22 protein-coding genes and 4 tRNA genes are annotated in these 22,317 nt (G+C 40.6%); 14 read left to right on the top strand and 12 right to left on the bottom strand.

Translation table 11 applies throughout. The annotated features are described in order from the left end of the window. Positions 1-24: 24 nt before the first annotated feature. Positions 25-1,866, bottom strand: a complete 1,842-nt coding sequence (locus tag AC0VZ5_RS15275; RefSeq protein WP_475473540.1) for a M1 family metallopeptidase — start codon at positions 1,864-1,866, stop codon at positions 25-27. A 144-nt stretch (positions 1,867-2,010) separates the two neighbouring features. On the opposite strand from AC0VZ5_RS15275, the gene murB reads away from it, so the two are divergent. The 8 genes from murB (at position 2,011) to tuf (ending at position 6,560) form a co-directional block, all read left to right on the top strand. Further along, complete coding sequence (gene murB, locus AC0VZ5_RS15270) at positions 2,011-3,021, top strand: UDP-N-acetylmuramate dehydrogenase (RefSeq protein ID WP_198522176.1); 1,011 nt, start codon at positions 2,011-2,013, stop codon at positions 3,019-3,021. Beyond that, entirely contained in the window at positions 3,018-4,010 is a 993-nt protein-coding gene (gene birA / locus AC0VZ5_RS15265; protein ID WP_138609568.1) for a bifunctional biotin--[acetyl-CoA-carboxylase] ligase/biotin operon repressor BirA, read from the top strand. The genes murB and birA overlap by 4 nt, the downstream gene beginning before the upstream one ends. Next, a complete protein-coding gene (locus tag AC0VZ5_RS15260) occupies positions 4,007-4,705 on the top strand; it encodes a type III pantothenate kinase (protein ID WP_475473537.1) in 699 nt (232 codons plus the stop codon). The genes birA and AC0VZ5_RS15260 overlap by 4 nt, the downstream gene beginning before the upstream one ends. Before the next feature lie 126 nt (positions 4,706-4,831). Next, a tRNA-Thr gene (locus tag AC0VZ5_RS15255) sits at positions 4,832-4,907 on the top strand. Between the two features lie 41 nt (positions 4,908-4,948). Further along, positions 4,949-5,033 (top strand) — tRNA-Tyr (locus AC0VZ5_RS15250). Positions 5,034-5,079: 46 nt separating this feature from the next. Beyond that, positions 5,080-5,154 (top strand) — tRNA-Gly (locus tag AC0VZ5_RS15245). A 10-nt stretch (positions 5,155-5,164) separates the two neighbouring features. After that, a tRNA-Thr gene (locus AC0VZ5_RS15240) sits at positions 5,165-5,240 on the top strand. Positions 5,241-5,375: 135 nt separating this feature from the next. Further along, positions 5,376-6,560 (top strand): elongation factor Tu, encoded by a 1,185-nt coding sequence (gene tuf, locus AC0VZ5_RS15235; RefSeq protein ID WP_004589660.1) that lies wholly within the window; start codon positions 5,376-5,378, stop codon positions 6,558-6,560. A 354-nt stretch (positions 6,561-6,914) separates the two neighbouring features. Here the strand turns inward: tuf and AC0VZ5_RS15230 are convergent, their stop codons facing one another. The 4 genes from AC0VZ5_RS15230 to AC0VZ5_RS15215 form a co-directional block, all read right to left on the bottom strand. Beyond that, a complete protein-coding gene (locus AC0VZ5_RS15230; RefSeq protein ID WP_475473535.1) occupies positions 6,915-7,826 on the bottom strand; it encodes a hypothetical protein in 912 nt (303 codons plus the stop codon). 174 nt (positions 7,827-8,000) lie between these two features. Then, the gene (locus tag AC0VZ5_RS15225) at positions 8,001-9,191 is read right to left on the bottom strand and encodes a dipeptidase (protein WP_178956756.1); all 1,191 of its coding nucleotides are present in this window, start codon (positions 9,189-9,191) and stop codon (positions 8,001-8,003) included. Positions 9,192-9,251: 60 nt separating this feature from the next. Beyond that, positions 9,252-9,497 (bottom strand): YheU family protein, encoded by a 246-nt coding sequence (locus AC0VZ5_RS15220; RefSeq protein WP_008114225.1) that lies wholly within the window; start codon positions 9,495-9,497, stop codon positions 9,252-9,254. Positions 9,498-9,499: 2 nt separating this feature from the next. Next, positions 9,500-10,486, bottom strand: coding sequence for a hydrolase (locus tag AC0VZ5_RS15215; RefSeq protein WP_138608410.1), 987 nt, complete (start codon positions 10,484-10,486; stop codon positions 9,500-9,502). A 589-nt stretch (positions 10,487-11,075) separates the two neighbouring features. Between AC0VZ5_RS15215 and AC0VZ5_RS15210 the strand changes: the two genes are divergently transcribed. Then, positions 11,076-11,576 carry a hypothetical protein gene (locus AC0VZ5_RS15210; RefSeq protein ID WP_475473532.1) on the top strand — a complete coding sequence of 167 codons (501 nt, stop codon included), beginning with the start codon at positions 11,076-11,078 and terminating at the stop codon, positions 11,574-11,576. Next, on the top strand, positions 11,569-11,790 hold the full coding sequence (locus tag AC0VZ5_RS15205; RefSeq protein WP_010392331.1) for a helix-turn-helix transcriptional regulator: 222 nt from the start codon (positions 11,569-11,571) through the stop codon (positions 11,788-11,790). Before AC0VZ5_RS15210 ends, AC0VZ5_RS15205 begins: the two co-directional genes overlap by 8 nt. 97 nt (positions 11,791-11,887) lie before the next feature. On the opposite strand, the gene AC0VZ5_RS15200 is transcribed toward AC0VZ5_RS15205, so the two are convergent. Beyond that, positions 11,888-12,304, bottom strand: coding sequence for a TIGR02444 family protein (locus tag AC0VZ5_RS15200; protein ID WP_475473529.1), 417 nt, complete (start codon positions 12,302-12,304; stop codon positions 11,888-11,890). Further along, on the bottom strand, positions 12,291-14,210 hold the full coding sequence (locus AC0VZ5_RS15195; RefSeq protein ID WP_475473527.1) for an ATP-binding cassette domain-containing protein: 1,920 nt from the start codon (positions 14,208-14,210) through the stop codon (positions 12,291-12,293). Before AC0VZ5_RS15195 ends, AC0VZ5_RS15200 begins: the two co-directional genes overlap by 14 nt. A gap of 132 nt (positions 14,211-14,342) precedes the next feature. Between AC0VZ5_RS15195 and AC0VZ5_RS15190 the strand changes: the two genes are divergently transcribed. Continuing rightward, positions 14,343-14,546: a YheV family putative zinc ribbon protein gene (locus AC0VZ5_RS15190; protein ID WP_008114218.1), complete on the top strand. Its 204-nt coding sequence runs from the start codon at positions 14,343-14,345 to the stop codon at positions 14,544-14,546. Positions 14,547-14,564: 18 nt separating this feature from the next. Here AC0VZ5_RS15190 and AC0VZ5_RS15185 read toward each other — a convergent pair whose 3' ends face one another. Continuing rightward, positions 14,565-14,780, bottom strand: coding sequence for a SlyX family protein (locus tag AC0VZ5_RS15185; protein ID WP_008465625.1), 216 nt, complete (start codon positions 14,778-14,780; stop codon positions 14,565-14,567). Next, positions 14,767-15,765, bottom strand: a complete 999-nt coding sequence (locus AC0VZ5_RS15180; RefSeq protein ID WP_138608402.1) for a WD40 repeat domain-containing protein — start codon at positions 15,763-15,765, stop codon at positions 14,767-14,769. Before AC0VZ5_RS15180 ends, AC0VZ5_RS15185 begins: the two co-directional genes overlap by 14 nt. A 195-nt stretch (positions 15,766-15,960) precedes the next feature. On the opposite strand from AC0VZ5_RS15180, the gene fkpA reads away from it, so the two are divergent. Beyond that, positions 15,961-16,713 carry an FKBP-type peptidyl-prolyl cis-trans isomerase gene (gene fkpA, locus AC0VZ5_RS15175; protein ID WP_138608400.1) on the top strand — a complete coding sequence of 251 codons (753 nt, stop codon included), beginning with the start codon at positions 15,961-15,963 and terminating at the stop codon, positions 16,711-16,713. A gap of 59 nt (positions 16,714-16,772) precedes the next feature. On the opposite strand, the gene rsd is transcribed toward fkpA, so the two are convergent. Beyond that, the gene (gene rsd / locus AC0VZ5_RS15170; protein WP_138608398.1) at positions 16,773-17,243 is read right to left on the bottom strand and encodes a sigma D regulator; all 471 of its coding nucleotides are present in this window, start codon (positions 17,241-17,243) and stop codon (positions 16,773-16,775) included. A 503-nt stretch (positions 17,244-17,746) separates the two neighbouring features. On the opposite strand from rsd, the gene hemE reads away from it, so the two are divergent. Next, positions 17,747-18,811 (top strand): uroporphyrinogen decarboxylase, encoded by a 1,065-nt coding sequence (gene hemE / locus AC0VZ5_RS15165; protein WP_008114207.1) that lies wholly within the window; start codon positions 17,747-17,749, stop codon positions 18,809-18,811. 69 nt (positions 18,812-18,880) lie between these two features. Here the strand turns inward: hemE and sthA are convergent, their stop codons facing one another. Then, positions 18,881-20,311 (bottom strand): Si-specific NAD(P)(+) transhydrogenase, encoded by a 1,431-nt coding sequence (sthA, locus tag AC0VZ5_RS15160; protein ID WP_008114205.1) that lies wholly within the window; start codon positions 20,309-20,311, stop codon positions 18,881-18,883. Between the two features lie 13 nt (positions 20,312-20,324). Next, complete coding sequence (locus AC0VZ5_RS15155; protein WP_475473523.1) at positions 20,325-21,458, bottom strand: acyl-CoA desaturase; 1,134 nt, start codon at positions 21,456-21,458, stop codon at positions 20,325-20,327. 130 nt (positions 21,459-21,588) lie between these two features. On the opposite strand from AC0VZ5_RS15155, the gene fabR reads away from it, so the two are divergent. After that, positions 21,589-22,206, top strand: a complete 618-nt coding sequence (gene fabR / locus AC0VZ5_RS15150) for an HTH-type transcriptional repressor FabR (protein WP_008114202.1) — start codon at positions 21,589-21,591, stop codon at positions 22,204-22,206. The last annotated feature ends 111 nt before the right edge of the window (positions 22,207-22,317 follow it).

The raw sequence follows: 22,317 nt of genomic DNA, 5'->3' as shown, positions 1-22,317 counted from the left end.
GCCCTTTTTAATTTATTGATAATGCTATTTAAATAATGCGTCAATAGTACCTTGTGCCAGTGGGTGATAACCCGGACGCGCTTTTAAGTACATGCTTTGTGCCCAATCTTTTTTACCATTGGTAATAAGCGCTTTATAAAGCGGCACGATAAGCTTACGACGACCAATACCCGATAAATGCTTATCAAGCGCAGGGTAAATCGGTTGGTAACCATTACCTACTGCTAGCATATACCATGCAAACGCACGTTCTGCGTTGGTTGATTGGGTTAAGTTAAACTCGCCGTCTAATTCAGTCATTTTTTCAATGCTTAAATCGCGCGGTAAGTTGTTTAAAAAGTGTAGCCACTCATGCACAGTCCAATTTACAGTGGGTAATTGTGCCGCCGTTGTATCCCCTTTTAACCAGCTCGCTGTTGCAGTATCGACTTTATCGAACGCGTTAGAAGTTGGGTTAGGTGCATCACTTGGTAAACCAGGCTGAAAAATCCACTCGTTTACTTTATCCATGCTCACTACGCCTGGATACTTTTCAATTAAGTTAGCTTTGATGTACGTAACAAATTGTGCGGTGGTTAGCGATTTAAATGCAAATTCATTAAAGTAGGTCTTAACAAAGTCATCAAACTTATCACGGCCGTATTTCTCTTCTAGGTAAATTAAAAATAGCTGACCTTTTGTGTAAGGCACTGAGCTAAACGCATCATCTGGATCGCGGCCATTAAGTTTTAAATTAAGGCGTGTGTCTGGAGCATCAATGGTTTTAAGTTGCGCACGTAGGCCAGCTGCATCAAGTGCTTGTTCCATAACAGCTCGGTCACGCCCAAATACCTCTTCCATAATGCGGTTTTCAACGTAAGAGGTAAAACCTTCGTTTAACCACAAATCTTCCCATGTAGCGTTCGTCACTAAGTTGCCAGACCAAGAATGTGCAAGTTCATGCGCAATCAGGTTAACTAAGCTTTTATCGCCAGCAACAACGGTTGGGGTAATAAATGATAAACGTGGGTTTTCCATACCTCCAAATGGAAAGCTAGGTGGTAGCATAAGTAAATCATAACGACCCCATGCATAGTCGCCGTACATGGCATTGGTTTTGTCGATCATCGCTTGGGTGTCATTAAATTCAGCAACCGAGGCGTCTAAAATAGTCGGCTCTGCAAAAATACCAGTTTGCTTAGACATGGCCTTAAATTCTAAGTTACCTGCACCAATTGCAATTAAGTAAGGTGAAATAGCTTGTGGCATAGTGAAGTGGTAATCACCATCTTTATAAAGAGCATCTTTATTATCAGCACTCATTACTGCACGAATATCCTCAGGGGTATGAATGCGCGCATTATAAGTTACACGCATTGCTGGGGTGTCTTGCACTGGGATCCAACTACGCGCATGAATCGCTTGTGACTGGCTATACATAAACGGGTGAGTTTTACTGGCAGTTTGCTCTGGCGTTAACCACTGTAAGCCAGACGCTTCTGGGCGGCTGTTATAGTAAATACGAACTTTTTGTGCTTGATTTTTAAAGGTAATAGTTAGTTTTGAGCCTTTAACATCATCGCGGTTAGCAAGGTTGAAACTAGCTTTATGCCAATTACCATTTGCCGTTTGATACATCACTTTATCAATATCAAGGTCACGGGTATCAAGTACTAGCTTTTTACTGTTGGCATTTTGCCACTGTAGCGTATGCTCAACAAAACCTTCCAATTGCTTATCAGCAAAGTCGATGTCTAAATCAAGGTTTAAATGCGTGGTGATAACATCATCAAGGTTGGCGTAGGAATTTTGATCAATAGCGCTGGCCATTGCTTGCGAGCACATACCTGCCATAGCTAGGCTTAAAAAAAGAGGTTTGATTTTCATAATTACCTTGAGTACAAATAAAAAAAGTGCAGGTTTTATATCATGATTGCTGCAGTGGGTTGAACAATTTTTACAAGCTGATGCGCAATTTGCGACGATGAGTTAAACTAGAGCGATTAATTACTGCTACCTTTAGAGGGCTTTGTGCCGCACTCATTACAACCCTTACATACATTTGCATTAAGTAGCCAATGCCAAAATTTTGTCGAGATTACCGACTCAGCGCAGCTTAAAAGTCAGTGCTTTAAAGTCCCTTTTTGTTTGTTGGGTGAGGGCAGCAATACTATTTTTTTAAATGACTATGCAGGCACGGTCATTAAAATGGCAACCCAAGGCATTACTATAACTGAGCGCTCGCATGACTTTTTAGTTAGTGTAGCTGCCGGTGAAAATTGGCATCAATTAGTGACTTACTTGCTGGAGCAAGGTATCGCGGGGTTTGAAAACTTAGCCCTCATACCTGGTACAGTCGGTGCTGCACCAGTACAAAATATTGGTGCCTATGGCGTAGAAATAGCTCAGTTTATTGAAGCTGTTGACTATTTTGATATTGATAGCGGTAGCTTTAAATCTTTAACTAATCAGCAATGTCACTTTGCTTATCGTGAATCGGTATTTAAACACGCGCTAAAAAATAAAGCAGTGATCACCCAAGTGCACTTTAAGTTGTCCAAAATATGGCAGCCAGTACTCAGTTATGGCCCGCTACAACAACTAAAAAACCCGACGCCACAGCAAGTGTGCGCACAAGTGATACAAACGCGTAACAGCAAACTCCCAAACCCTTATAAACTGGCTAATGCGGGCAGTTTTTTTAAGAACCCTATTATCACCAATAGTGAATTAGCGCAGTTAATTACGGCGTATCCTGAGGTACCTCATTACCCGCATGGTGCCGGTCACCATAAAGTGGCTGCAGGGTGGTTAATAGAGCAAGCGGGATTAAAGGGATATAAAATTGCAGGTATAGAAGTGCATCAACAACAAGCGCTGGTACTAGTTAATCATGGTAATAGTGCAGGGGATGATTTAATTAATATGATTGCTCACATTCAGGATATTGTTTTAACACGTTACAACATAAGTTTAGAACACGAAGTACGGTTAATTGATCAACACAATGAATGCCATATCTCTTTGGAGCAATCAGTATGAAGGCACCTGATGGAAACAAGCTGGCTATTTTAAATGCACTGAATGAAGGTGGGTTCGTCTCTGGGCAAGCACTAGGTGATGAATTAGGAATAAGTCGCGCGGCGGTAAGTAAGCATATTCAAAGCTTACAGGCTATGGGCTTAGATGTATTTAAAGTTACAGGTAAAGGCTATTGCTTAAATAACCAAGTAGGTTTACTTAATCAGCAAAGCATACAGCAGCACTATGCTGAGTTAGGCGCTAATACCGCGAATATTGAAGTGCAACCACTGATTGATTCAACCAACAGCGAGTTAATGCGCCGCATTCAAGCTAAAGCAGCACTAAAATCGGGTACCGTAATTGTAGCCGAAATGCAGCAAGCAGGGCGGGGGCGTCGAGGCCGAGTATGGCAATCACCCTTTGGTGCAAACTTATACTACAGTTATTTTTGGCGCTTAGATGATGGTTTACAAGCCGCGATGGGCGTATCGATTGCTGTTGGTTTAGCGGTGTATGATGCGATAAAAGCACTTTATGGTATTGAAGTAGAGCTTAAATGGCCAAACGACATTTATATAAACAAACAAAAACTCGCAGGTGTCTTGGTAGAATTAGATGGGCAGCCACAAGGGCCATGTCAGTTGGTAATAGGGATTGGTATTAATTTAAATATGCCACAAAGTGCCAGTCAGTACATTGACCAAGCGTGGACCGATTTAAGTCAGCACACCCAGCAGCTAGATAAAAATCAACTAGTAGCTTCATTAACTTATTGTTTAGAGCAACGCTTAGCGCAATATCGTGAGAATGGCTTACAAACTATGTATCAACAATGGAATGCATTAAATGCATTTGCTGGTCAGCAGGTAGAGCTTAATACCGGACATCGTAGTTGGTGTGGCATTTGTGAAGGTATAGATGCGCATGGTGGTGTACGTATTCGCCAAGACGGTGAAGTGAAAAGTTATTATGGCGGTGAGATTTCATTAAGAAAGGCACAAGCATGAGATTACTCATTGATGTAGGTAATACCTCACTCAAAGCTGTATTGTGGCAAGATGGGCAAATACAGCCATGCGATACTAATAATATTCCATGGCTGCAAATTACGGTTGTTGTTTACGCTTGTGTGGGCCGTAGTGAATTACTCAAGCAGCTATTAGAAAAAGCCCAAGCACAAAATGTCGATTGCTTTGAGGCTACGGTTAGTCATGAACTCGGTACGTTGCATTGCGCGTATCAACAAGTGGGTAATTTGGGTATAGATAGATGGTTGGCGCTCATTAGTGGTTACACGCTTTACCCTAATACGGCCGCAATTGTTGTTGATGCAGGCACGGCAACGACTATAGACGTCCTTAATAATGATGGGCAGCACTTAGGTGGTTGGATATTACCAGGGCTTGATTTAATGACTGCCTCACTCACTCAAAATACTCAGCGCGTATTTGATGATGCAAACACGCCATTTGCTAATGAACTTGGCAAAAATACCCCCAACGGATTAAAAAACGGCGCTTTAGTGGCAACTATTGGCGCAATTGAACAAGCAAAGCTGCATTTAAATACAAAAAATAGCCTTTTAATTTTTGCTGGTGGTTATGGTCAGCTATTACAAGGTCATTTTTCAGACAGTATTTTCGACCCAATGCTAGTGATGAAAGGCTTAAATTACTGGTATGAGTTAGCTAAAAAGAGTTAAAAACAACAAAAAAACTGCTTTTTGCGCGAATAGTGAGCGTTTGAGGCATAAAATCACATTTTTTTTAATTTTTTGGTTGCATCCCAATAAACCTTACTCTAGAATCTCGCCCCGTACTAAAGCAGTGCCGACTTAGCTCAGCTGGTAGAGCAACTGACTTGTAATCAGTAGGTCAACCGTTCGACTCGGTTAGTCGGCACCACTTTCCTTTTACCGGAAGTGCTTAGTATAAAGAATTATCGTGGAGGGGTTCCCGAGCGGCCAAAGGGATCAGACTGTAAATCTGACGGCTCAGCCTTCGCTGGTTCGAATCCAGCTCCCTCCACCACTTTATTCTAGACGGTTAGAGGTAGTTTAAGAACAGGTTCCTTAAAGCGGGCATCGTATAATGGCTATTACCTCAGCCTTCCAAGCTGATGATGCGGGTTCGATTCCCGCTGCCCGCTCCAATTTGATGATGCTGATATAGCTCAGTTGGTAGAGCGCACCCTTGGTAAGGGTGAGGTCGGCAGTTCAAATCTGCCTATCAGCACCAGTCAATTGAATCTCCTTAAACACTTCCTTTATCTGTCAGAAAAAACTATTTGAAATTTGAAAAAATTAACTTAATCTACCTATGGTGGATTATTTTCATATGTAATCTAGATACACAAAACTGATAGGTTCCGTCATGGCAAAAGAAAAGTTTGAACGCGTAAAACCGCACGTAAACGTTGGTACAATCGGCCACGTTGACCACGGTAAAACTACACTAACTGCAGCAATCACTAACGTACTTGCAAAAGTATACGGCGGTGTTGCTAAAGATTTCGCATCAATCGATAACGCTCCAGAAGAGCGCGAGCGTGGTATCACAATCTCAACTTCACACGTTGAGTACGATACACCTACTCGTCACTACGCACACGTAGATTGTCCTGGTCACGCCGATTATGTTAAAAACATGATCACTGGTGCTGCTCAAATGGACGGCGCTATCTTAGTAGTTGCTGCGACTGACGGTCCTATGCCACAAACTCGTGAGCACATCCTACTTTCTCGCCAAGTTGGCGTTCCTTACATCGTTGTATTCATGAACAAATGTGACATGGTTGATGATGAAGAGCTACTTGAGCTAGTAGAAATGGAAGTTCGTGAACTTCTTTCTGAATACGACTTCCCAGGTGATGACTTACCACTAATTCAAGGTTCTGCACTTAAAGCACTTGAAGGCGAAAAGCAGTGGGAAGACAAGATCGTTGAGCTTGCAGAAGCACTAGATTCTTACATTCCAGAGCCAGAGCGTGACATCGATAAGCCATTCATCATGCCTATCGAAGACGTTTTCTCAATCCAAGGCCGTGGTACTGTTGTAACTGGTCGTGTTGAAGCTGGTATCATCAACGTGAATGACGAAGTTGAAATCGTTGGTATCAAAGAGACTACTAAGTCTACTTGTACTGGTGTTGAGATGTTCCGTAAGCTTCTTGACGAAGGTCGTGCTGGTGAGAACATTGGTGCACTTCTACGTGGTACTAAGCGTGAAGACGTTGAACGTGGTCAAGTACTAGCTAAGCCTGGTTCAATCAACCCACACACAACATTCACTTCAGAAGTATACGTACTTTCTAAAGATGAAGGTGGTCGTCATACTCCATTCTTCAAAGGTTACCGTCCACAGTTCTACTTCCGTACAACTGACGTAACAGGTGACGTACAGTTACCAGAAGGCGTAGAAATGGTAATGCCTGGTGATAACGTTAAGATGACAGTAACTCTAATCGCGCCAATCGCGATGGACGAAGGTCTTCGTTTCGCTATCCGTGAAGGTGGCCGTACTGTTGGTGCTGGTGTTGTTGCAACTATCGTTGAGTAATCAACAGTTGTTGTGCATTAAGCATTAAAAAAACCCGAGCTTAGTCTCGGGTTTTTTAATACCTGCAATAAAATACAGGTTTCAGGTGCAAGGTTGAAAGTTTTAGGTAAAGCAGCTCGGTGTTAATTTTAACATTGTCACTTGAGTTAAGTTTTATCGAACTTAGAGGATAAAGCATGAAGGTGGCGCTCTTACCTTAGGCGTAGGTGCTTTGTGGCAATTATCGTTAAGTAATCAACTGTTGTAATGCATTAAGCATTAAAAAAACCCGAGCTTAGCCTCGGGTTTTTTAATGTCTGAAGTAAAAGTATTAATGTTATCGCTGTAACAGAGTAGGAGCATGAACTTAATCAGTTAGTAACCAGCATTCTTACGTAACTCATCAAGCATATCTTGGTTACCCATCATTTCGTCAAGCGTTGCCCTGACTGCATTGTCAGAGCTATTGTTATAAACTGAAAGTAGATGCTGCGCCATTTGCTTCGTATAACCATCTTGTTTATTTTGAGCTTGGTAGTATTGCGCCATCAACCCTTGTGCAGCTAAGCGACGGATATAATCATTCGTGTCTCGCTCTAACAAGTTTGTAAATTGTTCTGCAAGGCGGTAATCAAGTACCGGTGTTTGAGTTGTTAACTCAACAGCTTGAATTTTAAATTTTTCGTCACTACTGTTGTTCGCTAAATTTAAAATGTTACCTACTACTTCATAGTCATACTCAGGCATAGTAGATTTATTTAGAATATACATATTCATTTGCAGTTGGCTAAGTGCAGCTAACCTATCTAAATCTGCCATGCTTGGATCTAAAGTTTGCTCTCTTAATTGAGAGTTTATTTGTTTAGCATAATCTGGTTCTGATTTGATCCTTAAATCATAGTCTTCTGGTAAATCTGCATAAAAACCATAAAGAGGATTTTGCTCGCGCAGTTCCTCAGCTTCTTGCTGCTGCTTTTCCTCAAGTACGTTAAGAACAAGTTCCTTAAATTCGTCGGTATCTTGTTCTTGATAAGAGCCATTAGCGTGTAGTTTTAAGTTAGCTAATTGGCGTTGTAGCGAACTTACTTTCTTGCTTAGTTCGTCAATTAAGGCTTCATTTGATTGCTGGTATTCTGCAGGAGTATTAATAGAAACTGTGGGGCTTAGCTGTTGCTGCTTGGGTTTATTAAGCGAACTGGGCTGATTTTTAAAAAATGTTCCGTAGCATGAAATTACCAAGGCAAGTGTTGCTATAGTAATCGCAATAGTTCCTTTGTTTATAGTCATAAAATAATCTGCCTCTAAAATGGGTAATTTATCTGTTTTCGAAATATAAGTCTGTTAAAAAGTGTGTTAAATGAAGATGAGATATACGGATTAATTAAGAAGGCGGGGCGTGAGTGGCGAAATACGGTGTTTTAAGTGGCTAAAAGCGCTAGACCTAAGCCTAGCGCATAAAGCTTAATGCGATTTTGCGTATTGCTCAGCTTGCTTCCACACTCTTAGTGTATTACCGCTTAAAATCTTTTTAATATCGGTATCGCTGTAACCTCTGTCCATCAAACCTTGAACTAGGTTAGGGTAGCTAGATACATCCTTTAAGCCGATAGGCAGTGAGTCACCTACACCGTCGTAATCAGAGCCAATACCAACATGATCGATACCAATTAGTTTCACAACGTGATCAATATGATCAAGCACTTGCTCAAGACTAGCAAATGGGAATGGATTTTTAGCGCGGTACATAGCATCAAAATCTTTAGCTACTTTTTTGCCTTCTTCAGTAATTGTTTGCTTTTTACTTTTGAATTGATCGTACCAACTTCCGGCTTTTGAAGTAACAAAACTTGAACCAAAATTAATTTGAATCACACCACCGTTCTTCTTAAGGGCTAACAGCATGTCGTCATTCATATTACGCTCAAAACCAGGCGTATATTTACGTAGTGAAGAGTGTGATGCAATAACGGGTGTGTTAGACAATTCCATTACTTGATAAAATGCATCGTCCGAAATATGCGATACATCAATCAGCATGCCGATGTTATTCATCTCTTTTACTAGCTCTTTACCGAATGGGCTTAAGCCTTTCCACTTGCGACGAATATCGTATGATGAGTCAGAAATATGATTGCTTTGCGAGTGAGCTAGGGTGATGTAACGTACGCCACGATCAAAGAAGTGTTGTAGGTTTTTCATTTCGCCCTCGATAGGCGATCCGTTTTCCATGCCCATGGCGATTGATATTTTATTGTCCTTGAACTGTTGCTCAATGTCTTGTGTTGAGTCAGCAATGGCAAACTTATCTGGAGCACGAAACGCAATCGCTTCCATACCATCAATTAATTGATTCGCTAATTGGAAGCTTTTTCCTTTGCCTTCAAACTCTAAATGAGCAGGAATATAAATCGACATAAATGGCGCGTTTAAACCGCCTTTTACTGCACGAGGGTAATCAAAATCACCGCCCTCAGTGGCTTTAGTTACATCCGCCCATTTATCATGAATGCGGTAAGGTACATCAATGTGAGTGTCGATTAAAATGGTATCGTGAGCAAGCTTAATTGCTTTATCTGAAGGGGTTATTTCAGCGCTGACTGCGCCGGTTAATGCAATCGACATTGCAGCAACTAGTGAGCTTAGTTTTATCATTTATAATGGCTCTTTGAGTTAAAAAAACCATTGTCTATTTTTACGTCGTGTCTGACAAGTTTACTCGTCGAATTGCGCTTCACTTTGCAGTGCTTTGAACTCACTTTTAGAGATTATGGTGACCGATTCGTGCAGTTCAGAGAAAAACACCATAGCTTCGCCGCTTTTTAATTGCTGATTTACTTGCGCCACTTTACTTTCAATACTGAATTCTTGTTCGCCATAATCTGTGCCTTCACGCAGTACATAGCTTTCAATTAGGTTGTACAGTGTGTCTTTATCAAGTTGTTCAAAAGGAATAATCATAGTCACTCTTTATCGGTGTTATTAAATACACATTGCTTAAAATAATCAGGCACCACTTGCTCTAACCAATACACCGGTTTAAACGGGTTGTTACCGCTAATAAAACCAACGTGGCCGCCTTTTTCAGAGATACGCAGCGTAACATGCTCACTTACATCCTGACTACTTGGAACCGCTTTAATCGACAGCATAGGGTCGTCTTTGGCATGGATAATTAGTGTAGGTGTCGCAATATCTTTTAAGTACGGCATCGCACTGGCTTTTTTGTAGTAATCGTGTGCATTCTCAAAGCCATGCAACGGTGCTGTAAGCTGGTTATCGAACTCTAATAAATCGTCAATTTCCATTAATTGATCAGTGGTGATCGGTATCTGTTGTTTAATTTGCGGTAATTTACGTTGCATCGACTTTTTCATTCGATCGAGCAAATATTTTTGATAAATTTTACCTAAGCTTTTACGAATAACATCACTAGATGATGATAAATCATAGGGCGCAGATATCACGGCAGCTGCGTTAAGCGGGCAGTGAATGTTTTCTTCGCCTAAATACTTAGCGAGTACATTACCACCCAATGAAAAACCCACCGCTACAATAGGGCGATTTGGAAATTGTTGTTTTAAATGATTTATAAAAAAAGCTAAATCGGCGGTGTCGCCACTATGGTAGGCTCTGGGTAAGCGGTTTACTTCGGTTGAGCAGTTTCTAAAGTGCATCAATGCGACAGCAAAGCCTTGCTTTTTTAATGCCTTCATCATGCCTTTGGCATAAAAACTGTTTATGTTGCCTTCAAGCCCATGAAGTACCACTGCGAGTGGTGCTTTTTCGTTATGCGGAAGTGACCAAGCAAGCTCAATAAAGTCTCCGTCGGGCGTATCAAGTTGCGCAAGTTCGTAGCGAGTATGATGAAAAGGGCGGAAAAAACGCGGTATTATGGTTTGAACGTGTCGGTTGGTCATCCACCATGCGGGTTTGAACTTAGGGATCATGTCTGTACTACGCACTTTGCAATTAACGAAGCGCTAGTGTAGCAAATTTTTTATATTTAAAAATAAAAAGCGCCTAATCAGTAAACTAATAAGGCGCTTTGTGCGTCGTGCTTAATGCTGTTCTTTAATGTCTGCATCGTGTACTTTTTTCATGAAAAAATACACAAAGAAGAGGCATAAACTAATAACGACGCCTAAAAATCCAAATGATAAAAATAGTACTGGGTCGCTAAAAAAATCTCTAAAGAATACGTCCATAATTGCCTCCTGATGTCTATGAGGTAATCATAGGCTGGCTCAGCGGTGCTTGGTATGATCCAGATCAAGCTATTTTACAGATTATAAAATGGGCAATGCAGATGTTGATTTTGATCAATAAAGTTAAGTCGATTTTGCACTTTTTAGTAAATTATCTGCGATTTTTTAATCACTTTTATAATAAAGATGGTCAGCAAAGTTCAGCTTTGAATAACCGTTGCTTTGTTTTAGGTTAAATAAAACAAACCTAGTGTTAAATATATTTGACATGGCTAAAAAGTGAACTTATAGTTTAAAAAGTTAAAAATATTTTACTTGGAGTTAGCTTTATATGACTCGTTCAGAGCACTTTAAAGAACTTTTACAAAGCATAAGTTTTAGAGAACTGACGCTGAGTATCGATTTACTAGTAAGCGTGTACATATCTTACTTTTATGTAAACAGCCTAATGAATGCGAGTACGCAGCAGCTTAGTTCTGTTTCTTGGTTATCTGGCTTATTGCTACAGGTGTTAATTTATTCTGTGATACTTATAGTATTGAGCTATATATTACTTACATTTATCAGTGATAATGAATTAAATCAGCCACCTGATGTGAGAGAAAAGCAAATAAATTTAGTGGGTTATAAATACAAGGCCATAATCTTACAGGCGGGAATTTGTGTTGCTATTTTTCAATATCAAATTGAAGCTAATAACTGGGGCCCAGCTATCGAATATAATATTCCATATTTACCAATGCATATCATGGTAGGCGCTTTTTTGATTGCCGAAATAGTCAATTACATAGCGCAGCTTTATAAAGGCAGAACGGGTGATATCTATGAGTGAGTATGCAATAACTAACTCTATTCGAACATTACGCTTTTTACGCGATGAAATGACGCAAAAGCAGTTAGCAGATGCTATTGGCGTAACGCGGCAAACGGTAATGGCAATTGAGGCAAATAAATATTCACCCACTTTAGAGGTGGCTTTTAAAATTTCTTTAGTTTTTAACTTACCTTTAGAAGAGGTATTTCAATACAAAACTAAAGATATATAGCTTGGTGTATAAAAGTAAACCAAAGTAACCATGTATATAAGAGCTAATATTCATAATATAAATGGCTTTATGATCTGATGAAATTAATAGTGAAAAATTATGCCAAATATTTATCGCTGTTATTGGGCGTTGCACAAGGTGTTAAATTCATACTATTAACTTCATCAATCAATATTATTTGTTGCTGCTTTTCTAATTTTAGCTCGGCACCGAGAAGTGCTTTTCGAATTGCGGCGTAATCTGTAACCTCGGTTTTATTGGCTTTTAAATAGGCACGTGTGGCTCGTAGTGGCTTCAATGCCTGCTTATCAAACTCACTAATTGATTGTTCAAGCTTGCTAAGCTGTGTTTGGTTAATAGCTAGATTGAGAGAATCTAAGTAATACAGCAACAAGCATAGGTTGACGTTTTTACCTAGCTGGTTTTGATAATCCAACAGGCGCGTTTGCATGTCACCTTTGCTGTAAAGGTTACATGCAAACTGCCAAAAATCATTGCTGTTAAGCAAGTTCATCGGCGAATGCCTGCTCTTTTTGTTCCATTTCTTCAAGGGCCATAAGTAGCTCTTCTTCAACATCGTTAAGTTTAGGCGTGAGTGTGGCTTGTTTAGTAATTAACTCTTTAAGCTTGCCTTTATTTTCGTCGTTATAGAGAGTGTTATCGCCTAGCGCCTCTTCAACGTCAGCTAGTTCTGCAGCAAATTTATCTAATTGCTTTTCAAGTTTTTCAATTTGCTTTTTCAGCGGCTGAATCGCTTTTCTAAACTCGGCTTCTAAGCGCTTTTGCTCTTTACGGTTAACTTGTGAATGGGCTTTTGGCTCTTCGTAGGTGTCGTTTTTAGCGGCTTCTTTATTAGCATTAAGCAGCCACTGATAATATGCATCTAGGTCGTAGCCAAATTGGGTGACCTCGCCATTATCAACTAAATAAAATTCATCGGCGGTATTTTTAAGCATATGACGGTCATGCGATACCGTGACCATAGCGCCTTCAAAGCCTTGTAATGCCATAACTAAAGCGTGGCGCATTTCTAAATCAAGGTGGTTGGTTGGCTCATCGAGTAGTAGTAAATTTGGTTTTTGATAAACCAACATAGCCAGTACTAAACGGGCTTTTTCACCGCCTGAAAACGGTGCTACAGGGTCGAGTGCTTTATCGCCTACAAAGGCAAAACCGCCTAAAAAGTCACGCAATGATTGTTCGCTGGCTTTTGGGTTTAAGCGTTGCAGGTGGGTGACGGCACTGGCTTTTAAATCTAGAGACTCCAGTTGATGCTGCGCAAAGTAGCCAATGTTTAAGCCTTGATGCTGAAACACTTCACCTGCTTGAGGTTGTAAGTCACCTGATAGTAATTTAATCAGTGTTGATTTACCTGCGCCATTTCTGCCAAGTAGTGCAATACGGCTGCCTGGTACTAAGTTCAGCTTAATACTGTTTAAAATGGTGACATCGCCATAACCGGCTTTGGCTTTGTCGAGTGTCATTAACGGGTTAGGCAGAGCGGTTGGCTCGGCAAATTCAAAATCAAATGGCGAGTCAACGTGTGCTGGGGCAAGTTTTTCCATTCGCTCTAGCGCTTTAACACGGCTTTGTGCCTGTTTGGCTTTACTAGCTTTGGCTTTAAAGCGGGTAATGAACTGCTCAAGATGCGCTATTTGTTCTTGTTGTTTTTCAAACATGGCTTGCTGCTGCAATAGGCGCTCAGCTTTTTGGCGTTCAAACTGCGAGTAGTTACCTTTGTACACATTAATAAGTTGTTTATCTATATGCCAAATTTGATCAACCACAGCATCTAAAAACTCACGATCATGAGAAATAAGTACTAGCGTGCCGGTGTAGGCACGTAAAAAACGCTCGAGCCAATACACGGCATCTAAATCTAGGTGGTTTGTTGGCTCATCCAGTAATAGTAAGTCGGCATCGCGAATAAGCGCTTGGGCTAAGTTTAAGCGCATGCGCCAACCACCCGAAAATGCACTAACCGGGTTTTCTATTTGATTATTAGCAAAGCCTAAACCATGTAACAGCTCACCTGCCTTGGCTTCTATGCTATAGCCTTTAATGTTTTCAAGCTGAATATGCACTTTAGCTTGAGTGTCGCCATCGTTATTTTGCTCGGCTTCACGCAGCGCAATTCGTAGCGCATAATATTCAGGGTGGCCTTGCAGTACGTAATCTATGGCGCTTATTTCAAGGGCGGGGGTTTCTTGCTTTACCGAGGCCAGTGACCAATCTTTAGGAATACTGTAATTACCGCCATCTAACGAAAGCTCAGACTTTAATAAACTAAATAGCGTTGACTTACCACAGCCATTGGCACCAACAAGGCCTACTTTGTGCTCTGGAAATAATGTAGCCGATGCATTTTTTAATAAAGCTTTGCCACCGCGAAGCAGTTCTATTTCTGAGATTTGGATCATAAATACGTTACTTTACTGTGCCTTGATTGAATTGCCGCCATTATAACACGGATCTTATTAGCCATATCAATCGTATCAAGTAGGCAAATATTGCGATAAAATAACGTCAGTCAAAATGGTAGGAAAAGCGAAGTGAAACATAAAAAACGATTTATTGCTGGAGCAACGTGTCCTGAGTGTAAAACCATGGATATGTTAATGCTTTACAAAGAGCACGACGTAGAAAAAGTTGAATGTATGCAGTGTGGCCATAAAATGGCTCAACCAGAGCAAGCAGTACAGGCATCAACACGCCAATTTGAACAGATCATTGGCGTGTTTAATCCAGGCGACTAGCGCCTTGCTAGTAGTGCATTAATAATGCGGCGGCGGTGGCTCTGGCATATTCGACATCATAGGCTGCGATGACTGCGATTCTTTCAGTTTTTCAGCCAGCAACTCGGTTTGGCGCTTTATTTTTGCCAACTGTTGCTGGTGAACTTTTATTTCATCATTTAAAATTTCAATCGTTTCGTCTTGAAAAGCCACTTTAGCCTCAAGTTCCATTAACCGATGTTCAATTGTGTTCATTTGGTTCTCGTATAATAAAGCGCTCAGCGATTCCGCTTGAGCTTTCAGTTAACAATGATTTACCGTTATCTGTAAATGTCACATCAAGTACCACTGCTGATTTTGGCTTGCTGCCTTCTCGCGGGGTCACTTGCCATGTTTGAATTTTTTCACCACTATTTAGCTGCCATAAATCCACTCGTTTGTTCGGTGAACCGGTTGCTAATAAAGTGCCTTGGTCGTTAAAGCGCACCGCAGTAAAAATTTTCTGACGCGCAATATACTTTAGTTTACTAACAAGGTCACCTGTAGTCAGCTTCCATACATTTGCTTGTGCCATACTGTCGGCGGTAAAAGCATAACGCCCTTGAGGATCTAAAGCGACTCGGGTTACTCGGGTTGGGTGATTAAAGCGATGAATAACTTGTCCACTTTGGGTATCCCATAAGTAGGCCACATAATCGTTTGAGCCGCTCAATGCATAGCGCCCATTAGGTGATAGGTCTACGGTGTTTACTTTATCTTGATGGCCTAAAAATTCAATGCGTCTGCCTGTGTTAAGGTTTATAAATACTACAACGCCATCGCTGCGCCCGTACACAACACTGTTGCCTTGGTTACTAATGGCAATATCGCGGATGCTGGCTTTTTGTATTTTATAAAAGCCTTTATTTTTGCCTGTGGCAATATCCCAAACGGCGAAGGTGGTTTTTTCGGCGGTAACAGCCACGCTATTATCAAAAGCAATGGCTACAGCGTAAACAAGGCTGTCTTGCGCTTGTTGTTGAAACCATTGGTATTTAAGGGCTTGCTGTTGATTATCCCAAAGTGCGACCCCATGATTGATAGAAGACACTAAGCTGTATTGACCATCATGCGAGAGTGCGGATGAGAAAGCACCTTGTGCCGTGTGCTCAAAACTAGCCACTGCTTGTTGTTTTTCATCACTACATGCAATTGTTAATAAACAGCAGGTAGCAACTAAAAAAGTACGAAATAACGACATATTACAGGTATTTCCTCTTAACTCTTCGTGACTGAGAGGTTAGACTAGGTTGCGAAAAACGCCTAGGTTGTTTGTCTAATCACTGGATATGTTTTTAGTTTAGCTATTAAACAAGCAGCCTACCATGTAGGCCGTTAATCTTTAACTAGTAATATTACAATAAATGACAACTGCAAAGTGTGTCGGAGATTTAAAATGAGAAAGACGATTAAATTGTCATTGATTGCAGCGTCAGTTTTAGCGCTTACAGCTTGTAATCAAGAAGCAAAAAAAGAGCAAGCAGACGTTAAACTAGATACTGTAGCGCAACAACAAGCTTACGGTATTGGGGCATCTGTAGGTAACTTTTTAAATAAAGACCTAGCGGATAAAAAAGAAATTGGTATCGAATTAGATCAAGCATTATTAATGCGTGGTTTTGAAGATGCACTTGCCGGTAATGCTAAAATTGACGAAGAAAAAATTCGTGAAGTATTAACAGCATTAGATGAGTCAGTGCGCACTAAACAAGAAGAAAAAGCAAAGGTTGAGTCTGAAAAAAGCAAAGTTGAGGGTGAAAAATACCTAGCTGAGAATGCTAACAAAGAAGGCGTAATGGTTACTGAGTCTGGTTTACAGTACGAAGTATTGAGCCAAGGCGAAGGCGCTAAGCCAGTAGCGACTGACGTGGTTAAAGTACATTATAAAGGTACTCTTTTAGACGGTACTGAATTTGATAGCTCTTATTCACGTAACGAGCCAACCACTTTCCCACTAAACCGTGTTATTCCTGGTTGGACTGAAGGCTTACAGCTTATGCCTGTAGGTTCTAAGTACAAATTTACCATTCCTTCAGACCTTGCTTACGGTGACCGTGATTTAGGTAAAATTCCTGCTAATTCAACACTTATTTTTGAAGTTGAGTTATTAGAAATTCAAAATGATGCAGAAGCTGCCGCTGCAGAATAAGTATTTATATAAAACAAAAAAGGGACCTAGGTCCCTTTTTTATTGCACTGAATAACTGATTAATCTGCGTGATTAGAATATAAGTTATCAATTAACTCATCTTCAAGTGCAAAGCGCGCTTCCAGTGCTTCACCCATTACCGATAGGTCATTATCAAATCCTACTAATAAATCTTCAGCGTCTACTTCAGCGTATTTATCGTTAAAATCCAGAGCAATGTCTGTGGTATCTGAAATACGTGGGTATATAGTATTTGCCAGTTGTTGGCTTTCTAGGCCTTTCTTTTCGCAAGCTTTAGCAATATCGTCGTACACTTCAAAGTGCCCAGCCGATAGGTAATCCATCAATATTTGGCAAAAAGCTTGAATTTGAGACGGTTCAGGCAAAGACTGATCTTTTTTCTCGTAAGGTGAAAAGCCTGCAATTTTACAGTAAAGTACAATCAGTTCTTGGCGTTCGTTTAACCAATTGTCGATGACCGTATGGCTACCCCCCCACTTTTGTTGAGCTTTTTCTACACGCTTCAGCATAATTCTTCTCCTAAGCTGGGTTGGATTTTAAATTGGTAATAAAGTTTCTATCATCCAAGATATATTTAATTGGCGTGTATATCAACAAGTAAAATAGATGTAGTACCACAGAGGGTTTTGTTTACGGGTATAAGTTGTAAGTATTTATTGCAGGAAAGAAAAAACCACCAATTACGGTGGTTTAATTTCTTTACTAGACTTGTTTAAACAAGCATTCTTATTTTTATTAGAGATTTTTATTATTTTTATATTAACGATTATTGTTATTGTTATGTTAACGCGGAATAACAATATCAAGCTTTTATAAATGTTGCAAATAGTTTAATGAAAAGTTTTTACTATTAACGTTTGCTGGGTTGTTTTGTGTACAAAACGAAATGAAAACAAAAAATTACTTGATCTGGCGCTACTCTGTGGCGATTTAATCGCTTAGCGATAGAGGGGTGGCAAATATGGTGGTACAATCTTGCACAATTTCTAAAAGCCCTAGGACTCTATACGCTATGAGCGAATTAAAAAACGACCGTTATTTACGTGCCCTTGCCAAGCAACCTGTTGATGTCACGCCAGTATGGATGATGCGTCAAGCAGGGCGTTATTTACCTGAATACCGTGCTACACGTGCACAAGCGGGCGATTTTATGAGCCTGTGTAGAAATGCTGAGTTAGCCTGTGAAGTAACATTACAGCCTCTGCGCCGTTACCCATTAGATGCCGCTATTTTATTTAGTGATATTTTAACTATTCCAGATGCAATGGGATTAGGCTTGTACTTTGAAACAGGTGAAGGCCCTAAGTTTGAACGCCCAATTTCCTCATTAGCCGATGTTAAAAAAATTCCTAAACTTGATCCTACCGATGAGCTTGGCTATGTAATGAATGCTGTAAGCACTATTCGTCGTGAGCTTAAAGGTGAAGTGCCATTAATTGGTTTCTCGGGTTCACCTTGGACACTTGCAACTTATATGGTTGAAGGCGGAAGTAGTAAGGTTTTTGGTAAAATCAAAAAAATGGCATTTGCTGAGCCACAAACACTGCATTTACTACTTGATAAGCTAGCTGATTCAGTGATTGATTACTTAAACGCGCAAGTTAAAGCGGGTGCACAATCACTGATGATATTTGACTCATGGGGCGGTGTATTGAGCCCGCGTGACTACAATGAGTTTTCACTGCAGTATATGCATAAAATCGTTGATGGTTTAATTCGCGAAAATGATGGCCGTAAAGTACCGGTTACCTTGTTCACTAAAAATGGTGGCCAATGGATTGAGGCAATTGCAGCAACAGGTTGTGATGCAGTAGGCCTAGATTGGACTATTAATATTGGTGATGCAAAACGTCGTGTTGGCGATAAAGTGGCGCTACAAGGCAATATGGACCCTTCAATGCTACACGGCACGCCAGATCGTATTCGCCAAGAAGTGGGTACGATTTTAGAAGACTTTGGCACTGGCAATGGTCATGTATTTAACTTAGGGCATGGTATTACACCAGATGTTGACCCAGAAAATGCGGGTGTATTTATTAACGCTGTGCATGAGCTAAGTGCGCAATATCATAAGTAAGTTATGAACTAACAATAAAAAGCCCGCTAATTAGCGGGCTTTTTTGTGCAAACTATTTTACTTAAGCACTTACTTAAACAAGCGGTTTAAGCCATTTAATGCCGCAACTCGATAAGCTTCTGCCATTGTTGGGTAGTTAAACGTAGTATTTACAAAGTAGTCGATGGTATTGCCACCATTTTTTTGTTCCATTATAGCTTGGCCAATGTGAACAATCTCAGAGGCACGCTCACCAAAGCAATGCACCCCAAGTACTTCCTTGGTTTCTGTATGGAACAATATTTTTAAACTACCCACATCGGTACCTGCAATTTGTGCACGTGCTAAGTGTTTAAATTGCGCACGTCCCACTTCGTACGGTACTTTTGCGGCAGTTAATTGCTGCTCTGTTTTACCTACTGAACTCATTTCAGGAATAGTATAAATACCGGCTGGGATATCAATAATCAGCTTTTCATCGCAGTTACCACAAGCGATGGCATCTGCTGCAATTCGACCTTGGTCAAAGGCAGCACTAGCAAGGCTTGGGTAGCCAATAACATCGCCTACCGCATATACGTTGTCTATTTCTGTTTGGTAGGTTTCGTTTACTTTTACTTGTCCGCGGCTATCTGCTTTTAAGCCAATTGCTTCTAAATTCAATGTATCAGTATTACCAGTACGGCCATTGGCAAATAAAATACAGTCAGCCTTTACACGTTTACCCGATTTTAAATGCATAACAACACAGTCATCGCGGGTTTCAATGCGATCAAATTCTTCGTTATGACGAATAACAATGCCACTATTCCAAAAGTGATAGCTAAGCGCATCAGATATTTCAGCATCCATAAACGCAAGTAGGCGATCGCGAGTATTTACTAAATCAACCTTTGCACCTAGCCCTTTGAAGATAGATGCGTATTCACAACCAATTACACCCGCGCCGTATATAAGTACGCGATGCGGGTCGTGTTCAAGGCCTAAAATTGTGTCACTTTCATAAATACGCGAATGGGTGAAATCAACACCTGGTGGGCGATAAGGTCGTGAGCCGGTAGCAATAACAATAGTTTGTGCAGTTAGGCGTTCAGTTGAACCGTCATTACGTCTAATTTCAATAGTGTGCTTATCAACAAAGCTAGCATCGCCTTGAAACATATGAATGCGATTACGATCGTAAAAGCTGCTGCGTAAGTTTGATTGCTTTGAAATTACCGAACTGGCATGGCGCAAAATATCAGGAAAAGTAAGTCTTACTGGGCGCTCGCCTACGTTAAACAAAGGGTTTGCTTTGTATTCAATGTAGCGACTAACCGAATGACGAAGTGCCTTTGAAGGAATGGTTCCCCAGTGAACACAACCACCGCCAACAGCAGTTTGACGTTCAATAACCGCTACTTTTTTGTTGCTTTTAGAGAGGTTCATAGCGGTCCCTTCACCGCCAGGACCCGTGCCAATAATGATTGCATCATATTGGTAGCTCACGGGTACTTTTTTCTTTTCTGGTTGTTTGGCCACAGCCACTCCTATTTTAACTAAAAGAGGCTTTTAATAACCTCGCATTAAGTGCTAGCCATGCCTGCTTTTGTGTTTCCCAGGCGGCTTCAAGCTCGTGATATTGTGCCATTAATGCCGACTTTTCACACTGCTTTGCCATATTATTTTTTTTAGCTTCCAACACTTTTTTTTGTAATGAGCAATAATTTTGCAGCTTTTTAAGCAACAAATCGTACTCTTGTTGTAATAATGTAAGCTTATCTTGCGCTAAAGGCAATTTTGCAAGACGACCTTGTGTTTTACTCATTAAGGTTTCTGCTTTAGCTTTTTCAATGCGCTCAACCGGTGTGCGCTTTAATTTACTCGCTAAACCAATGGCTGCGAGTGAGCGGATCATCCATTTTGTTGGGTCGTAATGAAACCATTTAATGCCATTGCGGTAATCGCTGGCAAAAATATGATGGAAGTTATGATAACCCTCACCGTAGGTAAACAGTGCTAAAAAGCCATTGTCTCTCGCGGTATTTTTTTCAGTGTAAGGACGTGAACCCCAAATATGTGCTACTGAGTTAATAAAAAAGGTAAAGTGCTGACTCAATACTAAACGCAATAAGCCTGCTAACAGTAACATGCCCCATACATCACCAAGCATTAAGCCGAGTACTAGCGGTAAACCAACATTCATGGCAATTACCAATTTTAAGTAATGCTTGTGCTGCCACATAACAATTTTATTTCGCTGTAAATCACGACAGTTGCTGTAATCATCGTAGCTGTCGCCTTGGTAGTCGCGAAGCATCCAGCCAATGTGACTGTACCAAAAGCCATTAGTGGCGGCATAAGGGTCTTTAACTGGGTCATCAACTTGACCATGGTGAATTCGATGATCGCTGCTCCAATGCAGCGCACTATTTTGTAGCGCAAAAGCACCACCAAGGGCAAAAATAAATTCAACCGCAGGGTGTGCGTTATAGGTTTTATGTGCCCATAAACGGTGGTAGCCCGCGGTGATCGATAATCCCGCAAAAAACATGCAAGCTACAAAAGCAACCCACTGCGTGCCTGTAAAGCCATAGTTAAACCCATACCAAGGTACAAGTGTAATAGCAGCCAAAAACGTCAGGCTAAAGAAAAGGACGTTGGTCCATATAATTGGTGGTTTTTTCATGTTTATCATTTCTCAGCGTACAACTGTAAGCTAAAATAATATTTCAATCTGCTGCCGTCAAGTATTAGACTGTACTATTAGCTATTTTTTTAATTAAAAATTTATTACAAACTCACTCAGGGAGCTGTTGATGTCGGGTGTTAGAGCACAACAGAAACAAAAAACACGACAAGCATTAATTGAAGCTGCATTTAATCAGCTTAGTGCTGATCATAGCTTTTCTAATTTAAGCTTGCGTGAGGTTGCACGCGAAGCAGGTATTGCGCCTACCTCTTTTTATCGTCACTTTAAAGATATGAACGAGTTGGGCTTAACCATGGTTGATGAAGCGGGTTTAACCCTACGCCAGCTGATGCGCCAAGCACGCAGACGAATAGCCAGTGGTGGCAGTGTAATCAACACCTCTGTGGTTACTTTTATGGAGTTTATTGATAACTCAAGCAATCAGTTTAGACTTTTGTTGCGTGAACGTTCAGGTACCTCAAAAGCATTTAGAGCAGCAGTGGCACGTGAAGTAAAACACTTTATTTTAGAACTCGCACATTATTTAGAAAGTGAAACCCCCTGCGATGCTATTCATGCGTATATTCAGGCAGAAGCCATGGTTACTTTGGTATTTAATGCAGGCGCTGAAGCGCTTGATATTGAAGGTCAGCAACGCGATGAACTGATTGAGCGAGTTATATGGCAGTTACGTTATATTACGCGCGGCGCGTCAAATTACGTACGTGCTGAAAATAAAGAATAAATATTAAAAAAGTTAAAATAAGCGCTGTATTTTACAGCGCTTATTAATTTAAACCTGTTCTAGGTTTAAGTTGAATATTTTATTCTGCTTACAAGTTTTGTTTGAATTTTA

It is taken from the genome of Pseudoalteromonas sp. QJM3NY_12, from assembly GCF_056173165.1.
Note: the sequence above shows the minus strand (reverse complement) of the source record. Positions and strands in the feature narration are given on the sequence as shown.

Coding starts and splice junctions, on each gene's coding strand:
- AC0VZ5_RS15185 (WP_008465625.1), bottom strand. CDS start 14,780: ATGAACACAATTGAACATCGGTTAATGGAACTTGAGGCTAAAGTGGCT.
- AC0VZ5_RS15220 (WP_008114225.1), bottom strand. CDS start 9,497: ATGATTATTCCTTTTGAACAACTTGATAAAGACACACTGTACAACCTA.
- AC0VZ5_RS15275 (WP_475473540.1), bottom strand. CDS start 1,866: ATGAAAATCAAACCTCTTTTTTTAAGCCTAGCTATGGCAGGTATGTGC.
- fkpA (WP_138608400.1), top strand. CDS start 15,961: ATGAGAAAGACGATTAAATTGTCATTGATTGCAGCGTCAGTTTTAGCG.
- fabR (WP_008114202.1), top strand. CDS start 21,589: ATGTCGGGTGTTAGAGCACAACAGAAACAAAAAACACGACAAGCATTA.
- rsd (WP_138608398.1), bottom strand. CDS start 17,243: ATGCTGAAGCGTGTAGAAAAAGCTCAACAAAAGTGGGGGGGTAGCCAT.
- AC0VZ5_RS15210 (WP_475473532.1), top strand. CDS start 11,076: ATGACTCGTTCAGAGCACTTTAAAGAACTTTTACAAAGCATAAGTTTT.
- AC0VZ5_RS15200 (WP_475473529.1), bottom strand. CDS start 12,304: ATGAACTTGCTTAACAGCAATGATTTTTGGCAGTTTGCATGTAACCTT.
- AC0VZ5_RS15225 (WP_178956756.1), bottom strand. CDS start 9,191: ATGATAAAACTAAGCTCACTAGTTGCTGCAATGTCGATTGCATTAACC.
- hemE (WP_008114207.1), top strand. CDS start 17,747: ATGAGCGAATTAAAAAACGACCGTTATTTACGTGCCCTTGCCAAGCAA.
- AC0VZ5_RS15180 (WP_138608402.1), bottom strand. CDS start 15,765: ATGTCGTTATTTCGTACTTTTTTAGTTGCTACCTGCTGTTTATTAACA.
- AC0VZ5_RS15195 (WP_475473527.1), bottom strand. CDS start 14,210: ATGATCCAAATCTCAGAAATAGAACTGCTTCGCGGTGGCAAAGCTTTA.
- AC0VZ5_RS15230 (WP_475473535.1), bottom strand. CDS start 7,826: ATGACTATAAACAAAGGAACTATTGCGATTACTATAGCAACACTTGCC.
- AC0VZ5_RS15155 (WP_475473523.1), bottom strand. CDS start 21,458: ATGAAAAAACCACCAATTATATGGACCAACGTCCTTTTCTTTAGCCTG.
- AC0VZ5_RS15215 (WP_138608410.1), bottom strand. CDS start 10,486: ATGATCCCTAAGTTCAAACCCGCATGGTGGATGACCAACCGACACGTT.
- tuf (WP_004589660.1), top strand. CDS start 5,376: ATGGCAAAAGAAAAGTTTGAACGCGTAAAACCGCACGTAAACGTTGGT.
- birA (WP_138609568.1), top strand. CDS start 3,018: ATGAAGGCACCTGATGGAAACAAGCTGGCTATTTTAAATGCACTGAAT.
- AC0VZ5_RS15205 (WP_010392331.1), top strand. CDS start 11,569: ATGAGTGAGTATGCAATAACTAACTCTATTCGAACATTACGCTTTTTA.
- AC0VZ5_RS15260 (WP_475473537.1), top strand. CDS start 4,007: ATGAGATTACTCATTGATGTAGGTAATACCTCACTCAAAGCTGTATTG.